Origin of the sequence: Aquaspirillum sp. LM1 (assembly GCF_002002905.1) — a bacterium.
Classification (GTDB): domain Bacteria; phylum Pseudomonadota; class Gammaproteobacteria; order Burkholderiales; family Aquaspirillaceae; genus Rivihabitans.
In genome coordinates, this window is sequence record NZ_CP019509.1 from 335,835 (window position 1) to 352,495 (window position 16,661).

Here is a 16,661-nt window from a genome sequence, read left to right on the forward strand (position 1 = left end):
ATTCTGCTGTGTTTTGCTTTTGGCGAAAACGATTTTTCTGAATAAACCCGCACATCCTTAAGCCCACGCGGCTTGCCCTTTCTTTGATGACCACGCGGGTGGCCCGCCCACCCGCCGGAGTGTTGCCATGAGCCACTTGATTTTGACCGAAACCCATGGCCGGGTGGGCCTGATCCGCTTTAACCGCCCCGAGGTGATGAATGCACTGAACGCCGAGGTGGTGGCCGCGCTGGCGGCGGCCATCGACGCCTTTGAAGCCAGCCCGGACATTGGCTGCCTGGTGCTCACCGGCAGCGACACCGTGTTTGCCGCTGGCGCCGACATTGGCGCGATGAAAGACCTCAGCTATCGGCAAGCCTATCTGGATGACTTTGTCACCACTGGCGGCTGGGAGCGGCTGAAAACCACCCGCAAGCCAGTGATTGCCGCCGTGGCCGGCTTTGCCCTGGGCGGCGGCTGCGAGCTGGCGATGATGTGCGACATGATTTTTGCCGCCGACACCGCCAAGTTTGGCCAGCCGGAGATCCGCCTGGGCACGATGCCCGGTGCCGGCGGCACCCAGCGCCTGCCACGCGCGGTGGGCAAGGCCAAGGCGATGGACCTGTGCCTGAGTGCACGGATGATGGACGCCGAAGAAGCCGAACGCGCCGGCCTGGTGGCGCGCATTTACCCGGCGTCGCAACTGCTGGAAGAAACCCTGAAAGCCGCGCAGACCATTGCCGGGTTTTCCCTGCCGGTGGCAATGATGATCAAGGAATCGGTCAACCGTGCGTTTGAATCCTCGCTGAACGAAGGCCTGCTGTTCGAGCGCCGGGTGTTCCACACCACCTTCACCCTGGATGACCAGCGCGAAGGCATGGCGGCGTTTGCCGACAAGCGTAAGCCGGTGTTCCGCCACCAGTAAGCGCCGCCACGCTCACCGCATCACCCGCCGGGACGGGCGCTTGCGCACGTCTTTTTATGATCACTTGCCTGCAGAAACGCACCGATGACCGCCCAGTATAAAACCCTTGAACTCACCCGCGATGGCGCGGTAACCACCGTGTGGATGAACCGCCCGGAAGTCTTCAACGCCTTTGACGAACAACTGATTGCCGAACTGACCGAAGTATGCCGCCTGCTGGACCACGACGACAGCGTGCGCGTGGTGGTGCTGGCCGGACGGGGCCGGCATTTTTCTGCCGGTGCTGACCTGAACTGGATGCAGCGCGCCGCCAATTACAACGAAGCCGAAAACCTGGCCGACGCCCGCGCCTTTGCCGGCATGCTGCGCACCCTGTTCAACCTGTCCAAACCCACCATCGCCCGCGTACACGGCGCGGCGCTGGGCGGCGGCACCGGGCTGACTGCCGCCTGCCAGATGGCCATTGCCAGCGACGACGCGGTGTTTGCCACCTCGGAAGTCAAGTTCGGCATCATCCCGGCGGTGATCAGCCCCTATGTGCTGCAGGCCATCGGCCCACGCCAGGCGCTGCGTTACTTTCAGAGTGGCGAGCGCATTCACGCCGAGCGGGCGCTGGCCATCGGCCTGGTCAGCGAAGTGACGCCCGTCGATCAGCTCGACGCCCGCGTGGCGGCGCTGGCCGACGCGCTATGCAGCGGCGGCCCGCATGCCCAGCACGCTGCCCGCGCCTTGATCAGCGCAATCCAGGGCCGTCCGCTGAATGGGCAAACCGACGAAGACACCGCCCAGCGCATTGCCCGCCAGCGCGCCACTGCTGAAGCGCGCGAGGGCATTGCCGCGTTTTTGCACAAGCGCCCACCCAGCTGGATGGCCTGATTTCACCCCAACCCCAATAAAACTAAAGAGAGAGGAAGACCGCATGACATCCCAACGCACCCTGCTGGCCATCGCCATTGCCAGCCTGAGCAGCGCCGCCCTGGCCGACGTCACCCTGTACGGCTCCATCGACGAAACCCTGGAAAGCGTCTCCGCCCGGGGCGCGGCCAACAGCGCACAAAACATTGGCCAGACCACCCGCATCAACTCCAACAGCACCTTCATCGGCTTCAAGGGCAGCGAAGACCTCGGCAACGGCCTGAAAGCCATCTGGCAGGTGGAAAGCGCCATCGCCCTGGACACCGGTGCCGGCAATTTTGCCACCCGCGACAGCTTTGTTGGCCTCACCAGCCCGAGCATGGGCATGCTGCAGCTGGGCTTGCTCACCTCGTCGGCGCGTGCCATGGGTGGGATTTACGACATCAACAAGGCCGCCACTGGCATTGGCCTGTCCGCTGCCCTGCTGGGCAAGCTGGGCAACTTTGCCATTACCGACCCGGCGCTGAAAACCCAGGCTGCCGGCCAGATCGGCCAATTTGACAACCGTCTGCGCAACTCGGTGCAGTACACCACGCCCACCTTCAGCCACTTTTCGGCCAGCGCGCTGTACAGCGCCGGCGAGAACGGCAGCGGCCCACGCGCCTACAACGCCAACCTGGGGGTGAAATACGACAACGGCAGCCTGTATGCCGGGCTGGCTTATACCCGTTCCACCACCGGGGTGGACGATGGCGCAGCGCTGAGCACCAGCGCCTTCCGCCGGGTGGACGACCTGCGCGCCGCCGCGATTTACCGCTTCTCGGCCAACACCCGCATCGGGGTGATCTACGACCGCACCGAAGGCGATCTGACCCAGGCCGGGGCCAGGCTGTACGGCAACCGCAGCCTGAAGCAGTCGGTATGGTATGTGAATGGCTCGCTGGGCATCGGTGCCAATGGCCGGCTGATTGCGCAATACGGCCAGGCGGGCAAGCTCAGTGGCGGCAACAGCAGCCTGGCCGACAGCGGCAAGGCGCAGCACTACGAACTGGGCTACGAACATGATCTGTCCAAGCGGACCCTGGTGAAGGTGCTGTACAGCGAGATTCGCAACAACAGCGCGGCAAAGTACGACTTTGCCATTGGCAGTATCGGCGGTGTGGCCGCCGGGGCGGATCCGAAGGGCTTTGCCGTGGGCCTGCGCCATTCGTTTTAAGGTGCCGGGGGGCGCATACCCGCCTTTCCCGCTCTGCCGGCGTGCGCCCCACGCGTCCGGTGAGCGTCCGCCCCTTGTGTGAACACAGACTTGACGTGGATTGTGCTTTTCCCAGCTTGGGCCTCCGCCGCCAGACGGAGGTCTTTTTTTGCCCGCCCTCTCAGCGCGGGCGCGGTGTCGAGGAGGATATCCGATGGCCCTCACCCTGCCCGGCATGACCGGCTCAGTGGAACATCCGTTTCCACGCGGCCAGGTCGTCGTCTGCCTGTATGACTTCAACTTCAACCTGACCTACGTCAACCCGGCGTTTGCCCGCATGCTCGGCTATACCCGTGAAGCACTGATCGGGCAAAACCTGAAGCTGATTGCCCATCCGTCCATCCCGCCCGCGCTACTGGCCGATATCCGCCAGACCACGGCCAAGGGCCGACCCTGGCGCGGCATGGCCAAAACCCTGCGCCGCGATGGCGGCTATGTGTGGTCGGACTCGCTGATCATTCCGGTGCTGCGCCAGGGGAAAATCACCGGCTATATGGCGATTCGCAGCGAAGCCAGCCCGCAGCGGATTGCCGCCGAGGAACAACGCTACCGCGACATCCACGCCGGCGTGCAGCGCTACCGGCCCGCCTTCCGGCTGGACTGGACCCGCGTGCGCGCGTTTCATCTGCTGGGCGTACTGGGCGGATCGGCCACCCTGCTGGCGGCGGGGGTGCTGGCCCTGCTGTGGGGCGGCGACAGTCTGGCCGGCTATCGGCCCTGGCTGTTTGGCCTGGCGGTGGCCAGCTGGGGCAGCACCTTGCTGGCCGCGCACTGGCTGGGCCGACGCACCTTGGGTGGCCTGAGTGAAATCAGCCGGCACTTTGGCCTGATGGCCGAGGGGGATTTAAGCCATCGCATCCCGGTAGGCGGCGAGGATGAAGTGGGCCATGTGCTGGAGTCGCTGGGGGTGATGCAGGGCCATTTGCAAGTGCTGCTGGACGAAATCCGCACCGCCGCCAGCCTGACCGAACAGGACAACCGCCAGTTGATGGCGCAGATTGCCCAGCTGGGCCAATCGGCCACCGCCCAGCAAGCAGGCATCCTGCGCGTGCGCCAGGCCAGCGAAGACAACCGCGCAGCAGTAGACCGGGTGGCCGACGCCGCCCACGCCGCCGCCCAGGCGGCAGAGGCTTCGCTGACGCTGATTCACGACGGCTGCCAGCAGCTGGACGCCGCTGCCGCATCGGCCCGCCAGGCCGCCGACGCGGTGGACGACAGCAGCCAGGCGCTGGAACGGCTGGAAGACGCCGTGCGCGAGGTGGAAAGCATGTCGCAGCTGATCCGCGACATTGCCGACCAGACCAACCTGCTGGCGCTCAACGCCGCGATTGAAGCCGCCCGCGCCGGTGAACAAGGGCGTGGCTTTGCCGTGGTGGCCGACGAAGTGCGCCGGCTGGCGGAAAGCACCACGGGCAGCACCCAGAGCATCCGCCAGCGGGTGCTGGATATTCGCGAAGTGACCGCCAGCGCCTTGAGCCGGATGCGCACCGCCGCCACCCACGCCCACGCCGCCCACACCACGGTGCAGCCAGGGCGCGACAGCATGCAGGCAATTGCCCGACGCAGCCAGAAAGTGGCCAGCCAGGCGCAGGACATTGCCCTGGCCTGCAGCCAGCAGGCCCAGGCCAGCGCCGCCACCGCAGAGGACGTGGCCGCGCTGGATGAACGGGTGCGCGACAATCTGGCCTGCCTGCATCAGGTGGACGCCGGCGTGGTGGCGGTGCGCGGCCAGATTGCCGGCCTGGCGGAACGGGTGGAGCGCTTTCGGGTGGTGCACCGGCGTTAGGCGAGGCGGCAATGCGCAAACAGCCAAAATAGTTTTACTGGGCCAATCAGCACTGCCAAGGGGCGATGCTGATGCGCAGCCCAACCGGGCTTTGCCGTGGCAGACCGACTACCGGCACGGCTTGCCCCGTAGTGGTTTTTTTGCTTGACTCACTAATATCTTAGTAATTAAATCACTGCAATATTAGCATTTGCCCTGAACGGGGCCAGGGAGGTCGGTGCGGCTTCCCCCGGTCAGGCGGTTTTTCTCGGATGGGAGAATTCTGGTGAACACAACAACACCCGCCGTGCGCGGGACGGTATATGGGGTGATCCTGAACAATCGGGATTCGCTGGCCCGCCTGGGCAGTGCGCTGGAAGATGCGCCATACAAGGCCGCGCCCAAGTCGGTGCCGTTGTACCTGAAGCCGGCCAATACGGTGGTGGCCAGCGGCGCTACGGTGTATTTGCCAGCAGGTGAAACAGCCGTGGAAGTCGGTGCCACGCTGGGCGTGGTGTTCAGCGCACCAGCGGCGCGGCTGACGCCTGCACAGGTGGCCGGGGTGATTGCCGGCTATGTGGTGGTGGCCGACCTGAGCCTGCCGCACAGCAGCTACTACCGTCCGGCTATCCGCGAAAAATGCTTTGACGGTGCCTGCCCGGTGGGTGCACGCGTGGTCAGCCCGGCTGAGGCAGGCGAACTGGCCGCAGTGACGCTGAACACCTGGGTGGATGGCGTGCTGACGCAAAGCCGCTGCCTGGCCGACCAGGTGCGCGATGTGCCCACGCTGGTCAGCGAGGTGAGCCAGTTCATGACCCTGAACACCGGCGACATGCTGCTGCTGGGTGTGGTCTGGCAGGCGGCGCAGGCACCCGTGGGGGCGCAGGTGCGGGTGGAAGCCGGCACGCTGGGATCGGTGGAATTTGCCCTGGCGGCAGACAAGGAGCAAGCATGAAACGCGCACGCATTGCCTGGCAAGGGGCGATTCACTCGGTCACGCCAGCCGACGCTGGCCAGGTGCAACTGGCCGATGGCCGTTGTGTGGCCGAACAAGACGTGGTGTGGCTGCCACCGGTAGATGTGGGCACGGTGTTCGCACTGGGCCTGAACTACGCCGACCATGCCAAAGAACTGGCGTTCAAGGCACCAGAAACCCCGCTGGTGTTCCTGAAAGGGCCAAACACGATCATCGGCCATCAGGCAAACACCCGCCGACCGGCTGACGCCACTTATATGCACTACGAGTGCGAGCTGGCGGTGGTGATTGGCCAGCGCGGCAAGCACATTGCCAAGGCCGACGCCTGGCAGTACGTGGCCGGCTATACCGTGGCCAACGACTACGCCATCCGCGACTACCTGGAAAACTACTACCGGCCCAATCTGCGGGTAAAAAACCGCGACGGCTGCACCCCGCTGGGCCCATGGCTGACCGACCGCGACGATATTGCCAACCCGATGGCGCTGGCGCTGACCACTCGGGTGAATGGCGTGACCACGCAAACGGGCAGCACCGCCGACATGATTTTTGATATTCCGACCCTGATTGCCTATTTGTCGTCGTTTATGACGCTGAATCCGGGGGATGTGATTTTGACCGGCACGCCGGAAGGTCTGGCGGATGTGAAGGCCGGGGATGTGGTGGAAACCGAGATTGAAGGGCTGGGCTGTCTGGTGAACCGGATTGTCGATGATCAGACGTTTTTTGCGCCGGCTTGAAAGGGTTGGCCGGGCGTGGACTGCGCTGCGCGCAGGGCTGAATTAAGACGGGGTGGCGCCCCGTATGCGCCCTACTTTCTTTGCTTCGCCAAAGAAAGTAGGCAAAGAAAGGCGACCCGGGACGCCCGCCCTTCGCCTTCGGCTACGGGTGCCCTGCGCTTCTCGACAGTCAGGGCCGGCCCGGAAACTCGCGTCGGCTGCGCCGCCGCTCAAACAACCGTGCCGGACACCCCCCTGACTGTCTGCGATGCTCGGCGGGCTTTACGGGGGGTAAACCGGCGAGATGCCACCGCCTGTGCCATGTTGCTGACCGTATTGTGTCACGCACATGCCATCGCCCCATGGCCGGTATGTGAACGCTAAATTTTTGCTTTTGAGGTCACCATGATCAAACATCTCATCAACGGCCAGCAGGTCGAAAGTGCAGAAACCTTCCAGACCCTCAACCCCGCCACTGGCGAGGTGCTGGCCGAGGTGGCCAATGGCGGGGCCGATGAAATCAACGCCGCCGTCGCCGCCGCCAAAGCCGCCTTCCCCGGCTGGGCCGCCACCCCGGTCAAAGAACGCGCCCGCTTGATGCGTCAAGTCGGCGACCTGATTACCGCCCATGTGCCCGAGCTGGCCGAGCTGGAAACCCGCGACGCGGGCCAAGTCATCGGTCAGACCAAGAAGGCGCTGATTCCGCGTGCGGCGGACAACTTCCACTACTTTGCCGAGCTGGCCCAGCACCAGCATGGCGAAACCTACGACTCCGACACCGGCCACCTGAACTACACCCTGTGGCAGCCGGTCGGCGTGTGCGCGCTGATCTCGCCGTGGAACGTGCCCTTCATGACCGCCACCTGGAAGACCGCGCCCTGCCTGGCGCTGGGCAACACGGCGGTGATGAAGATGTCCGAACTCTCGCCCCTGACCGTCAGCCGCCTGGGCGAGCTGATTTTGGAGGCGGGCGTGCCTCCCGGCGTGTTCAACATCGTCCACGGCTTCGGCCAGAGCGCAGGCGAGCCGTTGATCTCGCACCCCGACGTGCGCTCCATCTCGTTCACCGGCTCCACCGCCACCGGCAACCGCATCGTCAAGACAGCAGGGCTGAAGAAGTTTTCGATGGAGCTGGGCGGCAAGTCGCCGTTCATCGTCTTTGCCGACGCCGACTACGAGCGTGCGCTGGATGCGGCGATCTTCATGATCTTCTCCAACAACGGCCAGCGTTGCACGGCGGGCTCGCGCATTCTGGTGCAGCACAGCATCTACGAAAAGTTCGTTGCCGACTTTGCTGCCCGCGCCGCCCGGCTGAAGGTGGGCGACCCGCTGGATCCCGACACCATCGTCGGCCCGATGATTTCCAAAGACCACTGGAACAAGGTCACCGGCTACATCGCCCTGGGTCAGGAAGAGGGCGCACGCTTGGTTTGCGGCGGCGGCACGCCCGAGCTGCCCGCGCACCTGCAAGGCGGCAACTGGGTGCAGCCCACGGTGTTTGCCGATGTGGACAACCGCATGCGCATCGCCCAGGACGAGATCTTTGGCCCGGTGCCTTGCCTGATCCCGTTCAAGACCGAAGAAGACGCCATCCGCATCGCCAACGACACGGATTACGGCCTGTCGTCTTACCTGTGGACGGAAAACACTGGTCGTGTGTTGCGCATGGCCAAGGCCATCGAAGCGGGCATGTGCTTTGTCAACAGCCAGAACGTGCGCGACCTGCGCCAGCCCTTTGGTGGCACCAAGGCGTCCGGCACCGGGCGCGAGGGCAACCACTACAGCTACGACGTGTTCTGCGAAGCCAAAAACGTCGCTGTTTCTTACGGCAGCCACCCGATTCCGCGCTGGGGCGTGTAAGCGCCGCACCCACCGTCAGGGGCGCGCCACGTCCGCGCTCCGGCCATTACAGAGGAGACAACCAAGTATGGGAAAACTCGCACTCGCCGCCAAAATCACCCACGTGCCGTCGATGTATTTGTCCGAGCAGGACGGCCCGCACCAGGGCTGCCGCCAGGCGGCCATCGACGGCCACCGGGAAATCGCCCGCCGCATGCGGGCGCTGGGCGTGGACACCGTGGTGGTGTTCGACACCCACTGGCTGGTGAATTCCGGCTACCACATCAACTGCGCGCCGTCGTGGGAGGGCATTTACACCTCCAACGAGCTGCCGCACTTCATCAAGAACCTGCCGTTTGCCTACCAGGGCAACCCGGCGCTGGGTCGCGCCATGGCCGAAGCTGCCACCGCCATGGGCGTACACACCCGCGCCCACGACGCCACCAGCCTGGCACCCGAATACGGCACGCTGGTACCGATGCGCTACATGAACGCCGACCAGCAGTTCAAGGTGGTGTCGGTGTCGGCGCTGTGTACGGTGCACAACCTGATGGACTCGGTCACGCTGGGCCGCGCCGTGCGCCAGGCCATTGAACAGCACTACGACGGTACGGTGGCGATTCTGGCGTCGGGCTCGCTGTCGCACCGCTTTGCCCAGAACGGCGTGTCCGAGCAATTCCTGCACAAGGTGTGGGATCCGTTTCTGGAAACGGTCGATCACCACGTGGTCGAGCTGTGGAAAAAGGGCGACTGGAAAACCTTCTGCGGCATGTTGCCCGAGTACGCGGTCAAGTGCCACGGCGAGGGGATGATGCACGACACCGCCATGCTGCTGGGCGCGCTGGGCTGGGACGCCTACCAAGGCTGCGCCGAGATCATCACCCCCTATTTTGGCAGCTCGGGCACCGGGCAGATCAACGCCATCCTGCCGGTGTGATTCCCGCTGGCGCAGTAGTCTTCCCCCCGGACGCCAGTTGGATGAGTTGACCACACGCTAATAGAACACAGGGGTTTTTTACATGGGCGAGATCGTTATGGCCGTCAAGGCCACACATGTGCCATCGATGCTGATTTCCGAGCAACCGGGGCCGGCGCACGGCTGCCGCCAGGCGGCGATTGACGCCGAGCGCGAGATTGGCCGCCGCGCCCGCGAGCGTGGGGTGGACACCTTTATCGTGTTCGACACCCACTGGCTGATCAACGCTGGCTTTCACATTAACAACAACGCGGTGCACGAAGGCCATTACACCAGCCATGAGTTTCCGCACTTCATCCAGGACTTGCCGTATCACTTTCCCGGTAACCCGGAACTGGGTCGGCTGATTGCCGAAGAAGCCACCGCGCTGGGGGTGAAAACCCGCGCCCATGAGGTGAAATCGCTGGATCTGGAATACGGCACCATCCTGCCGATGCGCTACATGAACGGCGACGGCGAGCAAAAAGTGGTGTCGATTGCCGCCTGGAGCACGTTTGGCAGCCTGGAAGAATCGCGCATTGTTGGCGAGGCGGTGGCCCGCGCGGTGGCGCGCAGCGACTGCCGCGCGGCCATTATCGCCAGCGGTTCGCTGTCGCACCAGATCTGGGAAAACCGCCTGGTCGAGCAAGGCTTTAACACCATCAGCCGCGAATTCAACAAGCAGGTGGATTTGCGGGTGATCCAGCTGTGGGAGCAAGGCGACTGGCCCACCTTCCTGCGCATGCTGCCCGAGTACGCCCAGTACTGCACCGGCGAAGGCCGCATGCACGACACCGCCATGCTGTTTGGCGCGCTGGGCTGGGACCAGTACCAGGGCCAGGCGGAAGTGCTGTGTCCGTACTTTGAAAGCTCGGGCACCGGCCAGGTGGTGATGGAACTGCCGGTGGCTGGCCGGGTGGTGCCGTCGTTGGGGTTGGAGATGCCGGTTTCCTGAGACGGAGAAATGGACAGAGGGATTCGCTGTGGTTCTGTCTGGATTCCCGCCTGCGCGGGAATGACGATGTGGGCCGCAATGGGCAGTGGTTTGCTCATGCTGGCGCAGGTGGCGCATCAGCTCCGTCGTCCCCGCGCAGGCGGGGACCCAGACCGGGCCACAGCGAACCCAAGCATCCCACCCGATGCACCGTGACTCACCCAAGCCGCCGCCGACACTCGCTGTGCCAAGTAAGGAGATACCCATGCCACATCTGATTGTCGAATACACCGACAACCTGAAAGCCGAGGCGGAGATTCCCGCCCTGCTGAAAAAATCCAACGACATCCTGATTGCCCAGGGTGGCGTGTTTCCCACTGGCGGCATCCGCGCCCGCGCGCTGTGCCTGTCGGAATACTGCGTGGCCGATGGCAGCTCGGACGATGCCTTTGTTCACCTCACCCTGAAAATTGGTGCCGGGCGCAGCCCGGAGGCCAAGCAGAAAGTAGGTGATGAGTTGTTCGAGATGATCAAGGCGCATTTTGCCGCGCTGTACGCGCGCCGACCGCTGGCCTTGTCGATGGAGATTGTCGAATTCTCCGAGGCCGGCACCTGGAAGCACAACAATATTCACGCCCGCTACCGCAAGGCTTGAGCGGGCTTTCTGGAGAGTTTTCCCATGCTGACCCCCGCCATCCATCTGGATCTGGCCCGCCAGCTGCATCAGGCCGAACAAGGCCGCGAGCAGATTCTAGCGCCGTCGCTGCAATACCCCGACATCACCATCGAAGACGCCTATGCCGTGCAAAAGGCGTGGGTGGCGATCAAGCTGGCCGAGGGCCAGAAGATTGTCGGCCATAAAATCGGCCTGACCTCGCGCGCCATGCAGATGTCCTCGCAAATCAACGAACCGGACTTTGGCACCCTGCTGGACGAAATGGTCTACAAGGACGCCGCCGATATTGCCTGCGCGCGCTTTATCGACCCCATGGTGGAAGTTGAACTGGCCTTTATCCTGAAAGACCGGCTGGAAGGCGAGCAGGTGACCATTTTTGACGTGCTGTCGGCCACCGATTATGTGGTGCCGGCGGTGGAGATCATCGACGCACGCTGCCACCGCATCGACCCGGCCAGCAAGCGCCCGCGCAAGGTGATGGACACCATTTCCGACAATGCCGCCAATGTGGGCATCATCCTCGGCGGGCGGCCGATCAAGCCGCTGGAGCTGGACCTGCGCTGGGTGTCGGCCCTGCTGTACAAAAACGGCGTGATCGAGGAAACCGGCGTTGCCGCTGGCGTGCTCAACCACCCGGCCAACGGCATTGCCTGGCTGGCCAAAAAATTCGCCCCGCATCAGGTGGCGCTGGAGCCGGGGCAGATCATCCTGGCCGGTTCATTCACCCGGCCCGTGAAGGTGAAGGCCGGCGACACCATCCATGTCGATTACGGCCCGCTGGGCAATATCAGCACCCGTTTTGTCTGAGGAGCGCCCGTGATGGACATGCCTGTGAATCCCTTCAAGCGTGCGCTGGCCACTGGCCAGACGCAAATTGGCCTGTTTCTCGGCCTGGCGCACGCCTACAGCGCCGAAATTGTCGCCACCGCCGGTTTTGACTGGCTGTTGATCGACGGCGAACACGGCCCCAACGACCTGCAAGGCATCATTGCCCAGTTGCAGGCGCTGGCTCCGTATCCGGTGCGCCCGGTGGTGCGCACACCAGACCACGACGTGGCGCGCATCAAGCAATGGCTGGATGGCGGCGCGCAAACGCTGATGGTGCCGATGGTGGAATCCGCCGCCGATGCCGCAAAACTGGTGCGTGCCATGCGCTACCCGCCGCACGGCGTGCGCGGCGTGGGCACGGCCATGGCGCGTGCCGCGCGCTGGAATGGCGTGGCGGACTACTTTGCCCGCGCCGATGGCGAAATGTGCCTGATCGTGCAGATTGAATCCACCCACGGCCTGGCCGCGCTGGACGAGATTCTGGCGGTGGACGGCGTGGACGCGGTGTTTATCGGCCCGTCCGACCTGGCGGCGTCGATGGGCCATCTGGGTCAGCCCGGCCATCCCGAGGTCAAGGCAGCGGTGGAAACCGCCATCGGCCAGATTGCCGCCGCTGGCAAGGCCGCTGGGGTGTTTTCTGCTGACCCGGCCACCGCTGGCGCGTATCAGGCTATCGGCGCGCGCTTTCTGCTGGTGGGCGTGGATACCCTGTTATTGCGCAACGCCGCCGTGGCGCTGGCCGACCGCTTCAAGCCCGCCGCCGCTGCCGCTGCCGGTGCTGCCTACTGAGCACTGATCTATTGAGCTGCACACAACCCCCGTGCAGCGATCCTGGCCAGGCGTGCTGCCGCAGACATCAACGCCAGGAGGGTTTCGTGCGCAGCGCTCTTCCCCCATTGCCGATCAAGGAGATTCCCATGCTGACCCTGCAAGACCCGACGCTGCTGCGCAGCGCCTGCTACATCAACGGCGTCTGGACGCTGGCCGACAGCGGCGACACCGTGGCGGTGAGCAACCCGGCCACTGGTGACACACTGGCCCACGTGCCGCGCTGCGGCACCGCCGAAACCGAGCGCGCCATTGCCGCCGCCGAACAGGCGCTAAAAACCTGGCGCGACACCACGGCTGCCGAGCGCAGCCGCATTCTGCGCCGCTGGTTTGACCTGTTGCTGACCCATCAGGAAGACCTGGCGCGCATCATGACTGCCGAGCAAGGCAAGCCGCTGGCCGAGGCGCGCGGCGAAATCGCCTATGCGGCGGCGTATATCGAATGGTTTGCCGAAGAAGCCAAGCGCGCCTACGGCGAGGTGATTCCGTCGCCGTTCAAAGACCGTCAGCTGGTGGTTACCCAGGAGCCAGTGGGCGTGTGCGCGGCCATCACGCCGTGGAATTTCCCGTCGGCGATGATCACCCGCAAAGTGGCCCCGGCGCTGGCCGCCGGCTGCACCATCGTGCTCAAGCCCGCCGAACAAACCCCGCTGTCGGCGCTGGCGCTGGCCGAACTGGCCGAGCGCGCTGGCGTGCCAGCCGGCGTGTTCAGCGTGGTCACCGGCAAGGCTTCGGCAATTGGCGCGGTGATGACCGCCAGCCCGGTGGTGCGCAAGCTCACCTTCACCGGCTCGACGCCGATTGGCCAGCTGCTGATGCAGCAATGCGCCGGCACAGTCAAAAAACTCTCGCTGGAGCTGGGCGGCAATGCGCCGTTCATCGTGTTTGACGACGCCGACCTGGACGCCGCCGTGGCCGGTGCCATGGCGTCGAAATACCGCAACGCCGGCCAGACCTGCGTGTGCTCCAATCGCTTTCTGGTGCAGGACGGCGTGTACGACGCCTTTGCCGCCAAGCTGGCTGCTGCGGTGGCGGCACTGAAGGTGGGCAATGGCATGGACGACGGCGTGACCCAAGGTCCACTGATCGACCAGGCGGCCATTGCCAAGGTGGAAGAACTGGTGCAGGACGCCGTCAGCAAGGGGGCCAGGGTGGTGGCCGGTGGCCAGCGCCATGAATTGGGCGGCACCTGGTACGCGCCCACCGTGCTGGCGGACGTGACCCCCGCCATGGCGGTGGCCAGGGAAGAAATCTTTGGCCCGGTGGCACCGTTGTTCCGCTTCAAGACCGAAGCCGAAGCGATGCAGATGGCCAACGACACCGAATTTGGCCTGGCGGCGTATTTTTACTCGAAAGACCATGGCCGCGTCTGGCGGGTGTCCAGGCAGCTGGAGTACGGCATGGTTGGCGTCAACACCGGGATGATTTCCACTGAAGTGGCACCGTTTGGCGGGGTGAAATTGTCTGGCGTAGGCCGCGAAGGCTCCAGCCATGGCCTGGCTGAATACATGGAAACCAAATACCTGGCACTGGCCGGGCTGTGAACGGCAGGGATGCGGCCACGGCGTGGCGAAGGTGAAATCCCGTTGAGCGCAGTTTGTTGAGTGACTTCCCCGCCCCACGCTGTGGTGAATTCTGGATTCCCGCCTGCGCGGGAATGACGGGGTGGGGTGCTGCGAGTGGTGTGTCGTATTCCGCCACCCGATTGACGCCCACCCCCGCGTCGTCCCCGCGCAGGCGGGGACCCAGGCAAGGTGCCACGACGTGGTGACGGTGAAAGTGCGTTGATCGTGGTTGGTTGAGTGATTCCCTCGCCCCACGCTGTGGTGAATCCTGGATTCCCGCCTGTGCGGGAATGACGGGGAGGCGTGCCGCGAGTGGTGTGTCGTATTTCGCCACCCGATTGACGCCCACCCCCGCGTCGTCCCCGCGCAGGCGGGGACCCAGGCAAGGCACCACAACGTGGTGACGGTGAAAGTGCGTTGATCGTGGTTGGTGAGTGACTTCCCCGCCCCACGCTGTGGTGAATCCTGGATTCCCGCCTGCGCGGGAATGACGGGGTGGGGTGCCGCGAGTGGTGTGTCGTATTCCGCCACCCGATTTACGCCCATCCCCGCGTCGTCCCCGCGCAGGTGGGGACCCAGGCAAGGCACCACAACGTGGTGACGGTGAAAGTGCGTTGATCGTGGTTGGAGAGTGACTCCCCCGCCCCACGCTGTGGTGAATCCTGGATTCCCGCCTGCGCGGGAATGACGGGGTGGGGTGCCGCGAGTGGTGTGTCGTATTCCGCCACCCGATTGACGCCCACCCCCGCGTCGTCCCCGCGCAGGCGGGGACCCAGGCAAGGCACCACAACGTGGTGACGGTGAAAGTGCGTTGATCGTGGTTGGTGAGTGATTCCCCCGCTCCACGCTGTGGTGAATCCTGGATTCCCGCCTGCGCGGGAATGACGAGGTGGGGCACCGCGAGTGGTGTGTCGTATTGCGCCGCCCGATTGACGCCCACCCCCCGCGTCGTCCCCGCGCAGGCGGGGACCCAGGCAAGGCACCACAACGTGGTGACGGTGAAAGTGCGTTGATCGTGGTTGGTGAGTGATTCCCCCGCCCCACGCTGTGGTGAATCCTGGATTCCCGCCTGCGCGGGAATGACGGGGTGGGGTGCCGCGAGTGGTGTGTCGTATTGCGCCGCCCGATTGACGCCCACCCCCGCGTCGTCCCCGCGCAGGCGGGGACCCAGTAGCCCCCATGGCAAGCCACCGTGGATTTGCCCGCCCTTCGGCGCTCAAGGCCGGGGGCGTGGCTTTTGCCCGCGCAGTGTTTGTGCATTCTGTGCACATCGGCACACGCAAGATGACGGCTAACCTTGCTGTCTTTACCCTGAGCCTCCCCCATTGTCTGTCAGGAGCCCTGATGTTTTCTCGTCCACCCTTGCCGGCGGCGCGGCTGATCGTGCTGCTCGGCGCACTGGTTGCCTTCGGGCCGCTCGCCATCGACCTGTATCTGCCGGCGCTGCCAGCGATGGCCAGCGGGCTCGCCGCGTCGGCGGAAAGGGTGCAACTGTCGATTACCGTCTTCCTCGCCGGCTTTTCGCTGGGCATGCTGTTCTACGGGCCGATTTCCGACCGCTATGGCCGGCGCACGGTGATGCTCTCCGGCATCGTGCTGTTTGCCGCGGCCAGCCTGGCCTGCATGCTGGCGACGGCGGTCGAGCAACTGATCGTTGCCCGCTTCGTCCAGGCGCTTGGCGGTGGCGCAGCCTCGGTGCTGGCGCGCGCCGTGGTGCGCGACGTGTACACGCCGACCGAAGCGATCCGCAAACTCTCGCTGATGGCCATGGTGACGGCGATTGCGCCGCTGCTGGCACCGCTGCTCGGCAGCCTGCTGCTCGTCCAGTTCGGCTGGCGCGGTACCTTCGCTGCCGTCGTGCTGTGGGGCGTGCTCAGCCTGCTCGTCGTCTGGTTCCAGTTGCCGGAAACCCTGCCGGCCGAGCAGCGCGGTCAGCTGCCGCTGAGTCGGGCTTTTGCCATCTACGGCAGCCTGCTTGTCGATCCGGTGGCGCTCGGCCTGATGCTGGCCGGTGGCATGTCCTTCGCCGCGATGTTTGCCTACATCACGGCCAGTCCCTTCTATTTCATCGAGCTGCACGGCTTTTCGCCCTTCGCCTACGGCCTGCTCTTTGCGAGCAACGCGGTTGGCATCTTCGCCGCCAATTACGCCAACAGCCGCCTGGTCAAGGCCAGGGGGCCGGTTGTCATGGCCGGCATCGGTAGCGGCCTGGGCTTTTTGGGCGCGGTGCTGCTGTGGGTTGCGGTTGGTGTGAACGACGCACTGCCGGCGGTGATCGTCGGTCTCTTTATCGTGGTCAGCATGACCGGCCTGCTCGGTGCCAACTGTGTCGGTTTGCTGATGGCGCGTTATCCGCAGAACGCCGGCGCGGCTGCCGCGCTGTTCGGGGCCAGCCAGTTCGGTCTGGGCATGCTGGCCAGTGCAACGATCAGTTATTTCCATAGTCCAAACGGCCAGGCGATGGCTTGGGTCATTCTGGTTGTTTCGGGTGTTTCCCTGCTTGGCTGGTTCATGTTTCGAGTGTGCGGCCATCGCGGTCAATGATTCGAAAAGCTTGGGAGA

14 protein-coding genes are annotated in these 16,661 nt (G+C 64.6%); all 14 read left to right on the forward strand.

What is annotated here, in order from left to right:
• Positions 1 to 127 precede the first annotated feature (127 nt).
• The 14 genes from BXU06_RS01505 (at position 128) to BXU06_RS01570 (ending at position 16,643) form a co-directional block, all read left to right on the forward strand.
• Positions 128 to 904 (forward strand): enoyl-CoA hydratase, encoded by a 777-nt coding sequence (locus tag BXU06_RS01505; RefSeq protein ID WP_077296186.1) that lies wholly within the window; start codon positions 128 to 130, stop codon positions 902 to 904.
• Positions 905 to 988: 84 nt separating this feature from the next.
• Complete coding sequence (locus BXU06_RS01510; protein ID WP_077302549.1) at positions 989 to 1,780, forward strand: enoyl-CoA hydratase/isomerase family protein; 792 nt, start codon at positions 989 to 991, stop codon at positions 1,778 to 1,780.
• 43 nt (positions 1,781 to 1,823) lie between these two features.
• On the forward strand, positions 1,824 to 2,975 hold the full coding sequence (locus BXU06_RS01515) for a porin (protein ID WP_171982076.1): 1,152 nt from the start codon (positions 1,824 to 1,826) through the stop codon (positions 2,973 to 2,975).
• Between the two features lie 193 nt (positions 2,976 to 3,168).
• Positions 3,169 to 4,800 (forward strand): methyl-accepting chemotaxis protein, encoded by a 1,632-nt coding sequence (locus BXU06_RS01520; protein WP_077296188.1) that lies wholly within the window; start codon positions 3,169 to 3,171, stop codon positions 4,798 to 4,800.
• A 265-nt stretch (positions 4,801 to 5,065) separates the two neighbouring features.
• The gene (locus BXU06_RS01525; RefSeq protein ID WP_171982077.1) at positions 5,066 to 5,734 is read left to right on the forward strand and encodes a fumarylacetoacetate hydrolase family protein; all 669 of its coding nucleotides are present in this window, start codon (positions 5,066 to 5,068) and stop codon (positions 5,732 to 5,734) included.
• A complete protein-coding gene (locus BXU06_RS01530) occupies positions 5,731 to 6,495 on the forward strand; it encodes a fumarylacetoacetate hydrolase family protein (RefSeq protein ID WP_077296190.1) in 765 nt (254 codons plus the stop codon). The genes BXU06_RS01525 and BXU06_RS01530 overlap by 4 nt, the downstream gene beginning before the upstream one ends.
• Positions 6,496 to 6,879: 384 nt before the next feature.
• On the forward strand, positions 6,880 to 8,334 hold the full coding sequence (hpaE, locus tag BXU06_RS01535) for a 5-carboxymethyl-2-hydroxymuconate semialdehyde dehydrogenase (RefSeq protein WP_077296191.1): 1,455 nt from the start codon (positions 6,880 to 6,882) through the stop codon (positions 8,332 to 8,334).
• 67 nt (positions 8,335 to 8,401) lie between these two features.
• Positions 8,402 to 9,250, forward strand: a complete 849-nt coding sequence (gene hpaD, locus BXU06_RS01540; RefSeq protein ID WP_077296192.1) for a 3,4-dihydroxyphenylacetate 2,3-dioxygenase — start codon at positions 8,402 to 8,404, stop codon at positions 9,248 to 9,250.
• Between the two features lie 82 nt (positions 9,251 to 9,332).
• Entirely contained in the window at positions 9,333 to 10,223 is an 891-nt protein-coding gene (gene hpaD, locus BXU06_RS01545; RefSeq protein WP_077296193.1) for a 3,4-dihydroxyphenylacetate 2,3-dioxygenase, read from the forward strand.
• Positions 10,224 to 10,467: 244 nt separating this feature from the next.
• Positions 10,468 to 10,857 carry a 5-carboxymethyl-2-hydroxymuconate Delta-isomerase gene (locus BXU06_RS01550; protein WP_077296194.1) on the forward strand — a complete coding sequence of 130 codons (390 nt, stop codon included), beginning with the start codon at positions 10,468 to 10,470 and terminating at the stop codon, positions 10,855 to 10,857.
• 24 nt (positions 10,858 to 10,881) lie between these two features.
• The gene (gene hpaH / locus BXU06_RS01555; RefSeq protein ID WP_077296195.1) at positions 10,882 to 11,685 is read left to right on the forward strand and encodes a 2-oxo-hept-4-ene-1,7-dioate hydratase; all 804 of its coding nucleotides are present in this window, start codon (positions 10,882 to 10,884) and stop codon (positions 11,683 to 11,685) included.
• Positions 11,686 to 11,697: 12 nt separating this feature from the next.
• Positions 11,698 to 12,495, forward strand: coding sequence for an aldolase/citrate lyase family protein (locus BXU06_RS01560; RefSeq protein ID WP_077296196.1), 798 nt, complete (start codon positions 11,698 to 11,700; stop codon positions 12,493 to 12,495).
• A 128-nt stretch (positions 12,496 to 12,623) separates the two neighbouring features.
• Positions 12,624 to 14,078 (forward strand): NAD-dependent succinate-semialdehyde dehydrogenase, encoded by a 1,455-nt coding sequence (locus tag BXU06_RS01565; protein ID WP_077296197.1) that lies wholly within the window; start codon positions 12,624 to 12,626, stop codon positions 14,076 to 14,078.
• A gap of 1,365 nt (positions 14,079 to 15,443) precedes the next feature.
• Positions 15,444 to 16,643: a Bcr/CflA family multidrug efflux MFS transporter gene (locus BXU06_RS01570; protein ID WP_171982078.1), complete on the forward strand. Its 1,200-nt coding sequence runs from the start codon at positions 15,444 to 15,446 to the stop codon at positions 16,641 to 16,643.
• The last annotated feature ends 18 nt before the right edge of the window (positions 16,644 to 16,661 follow it).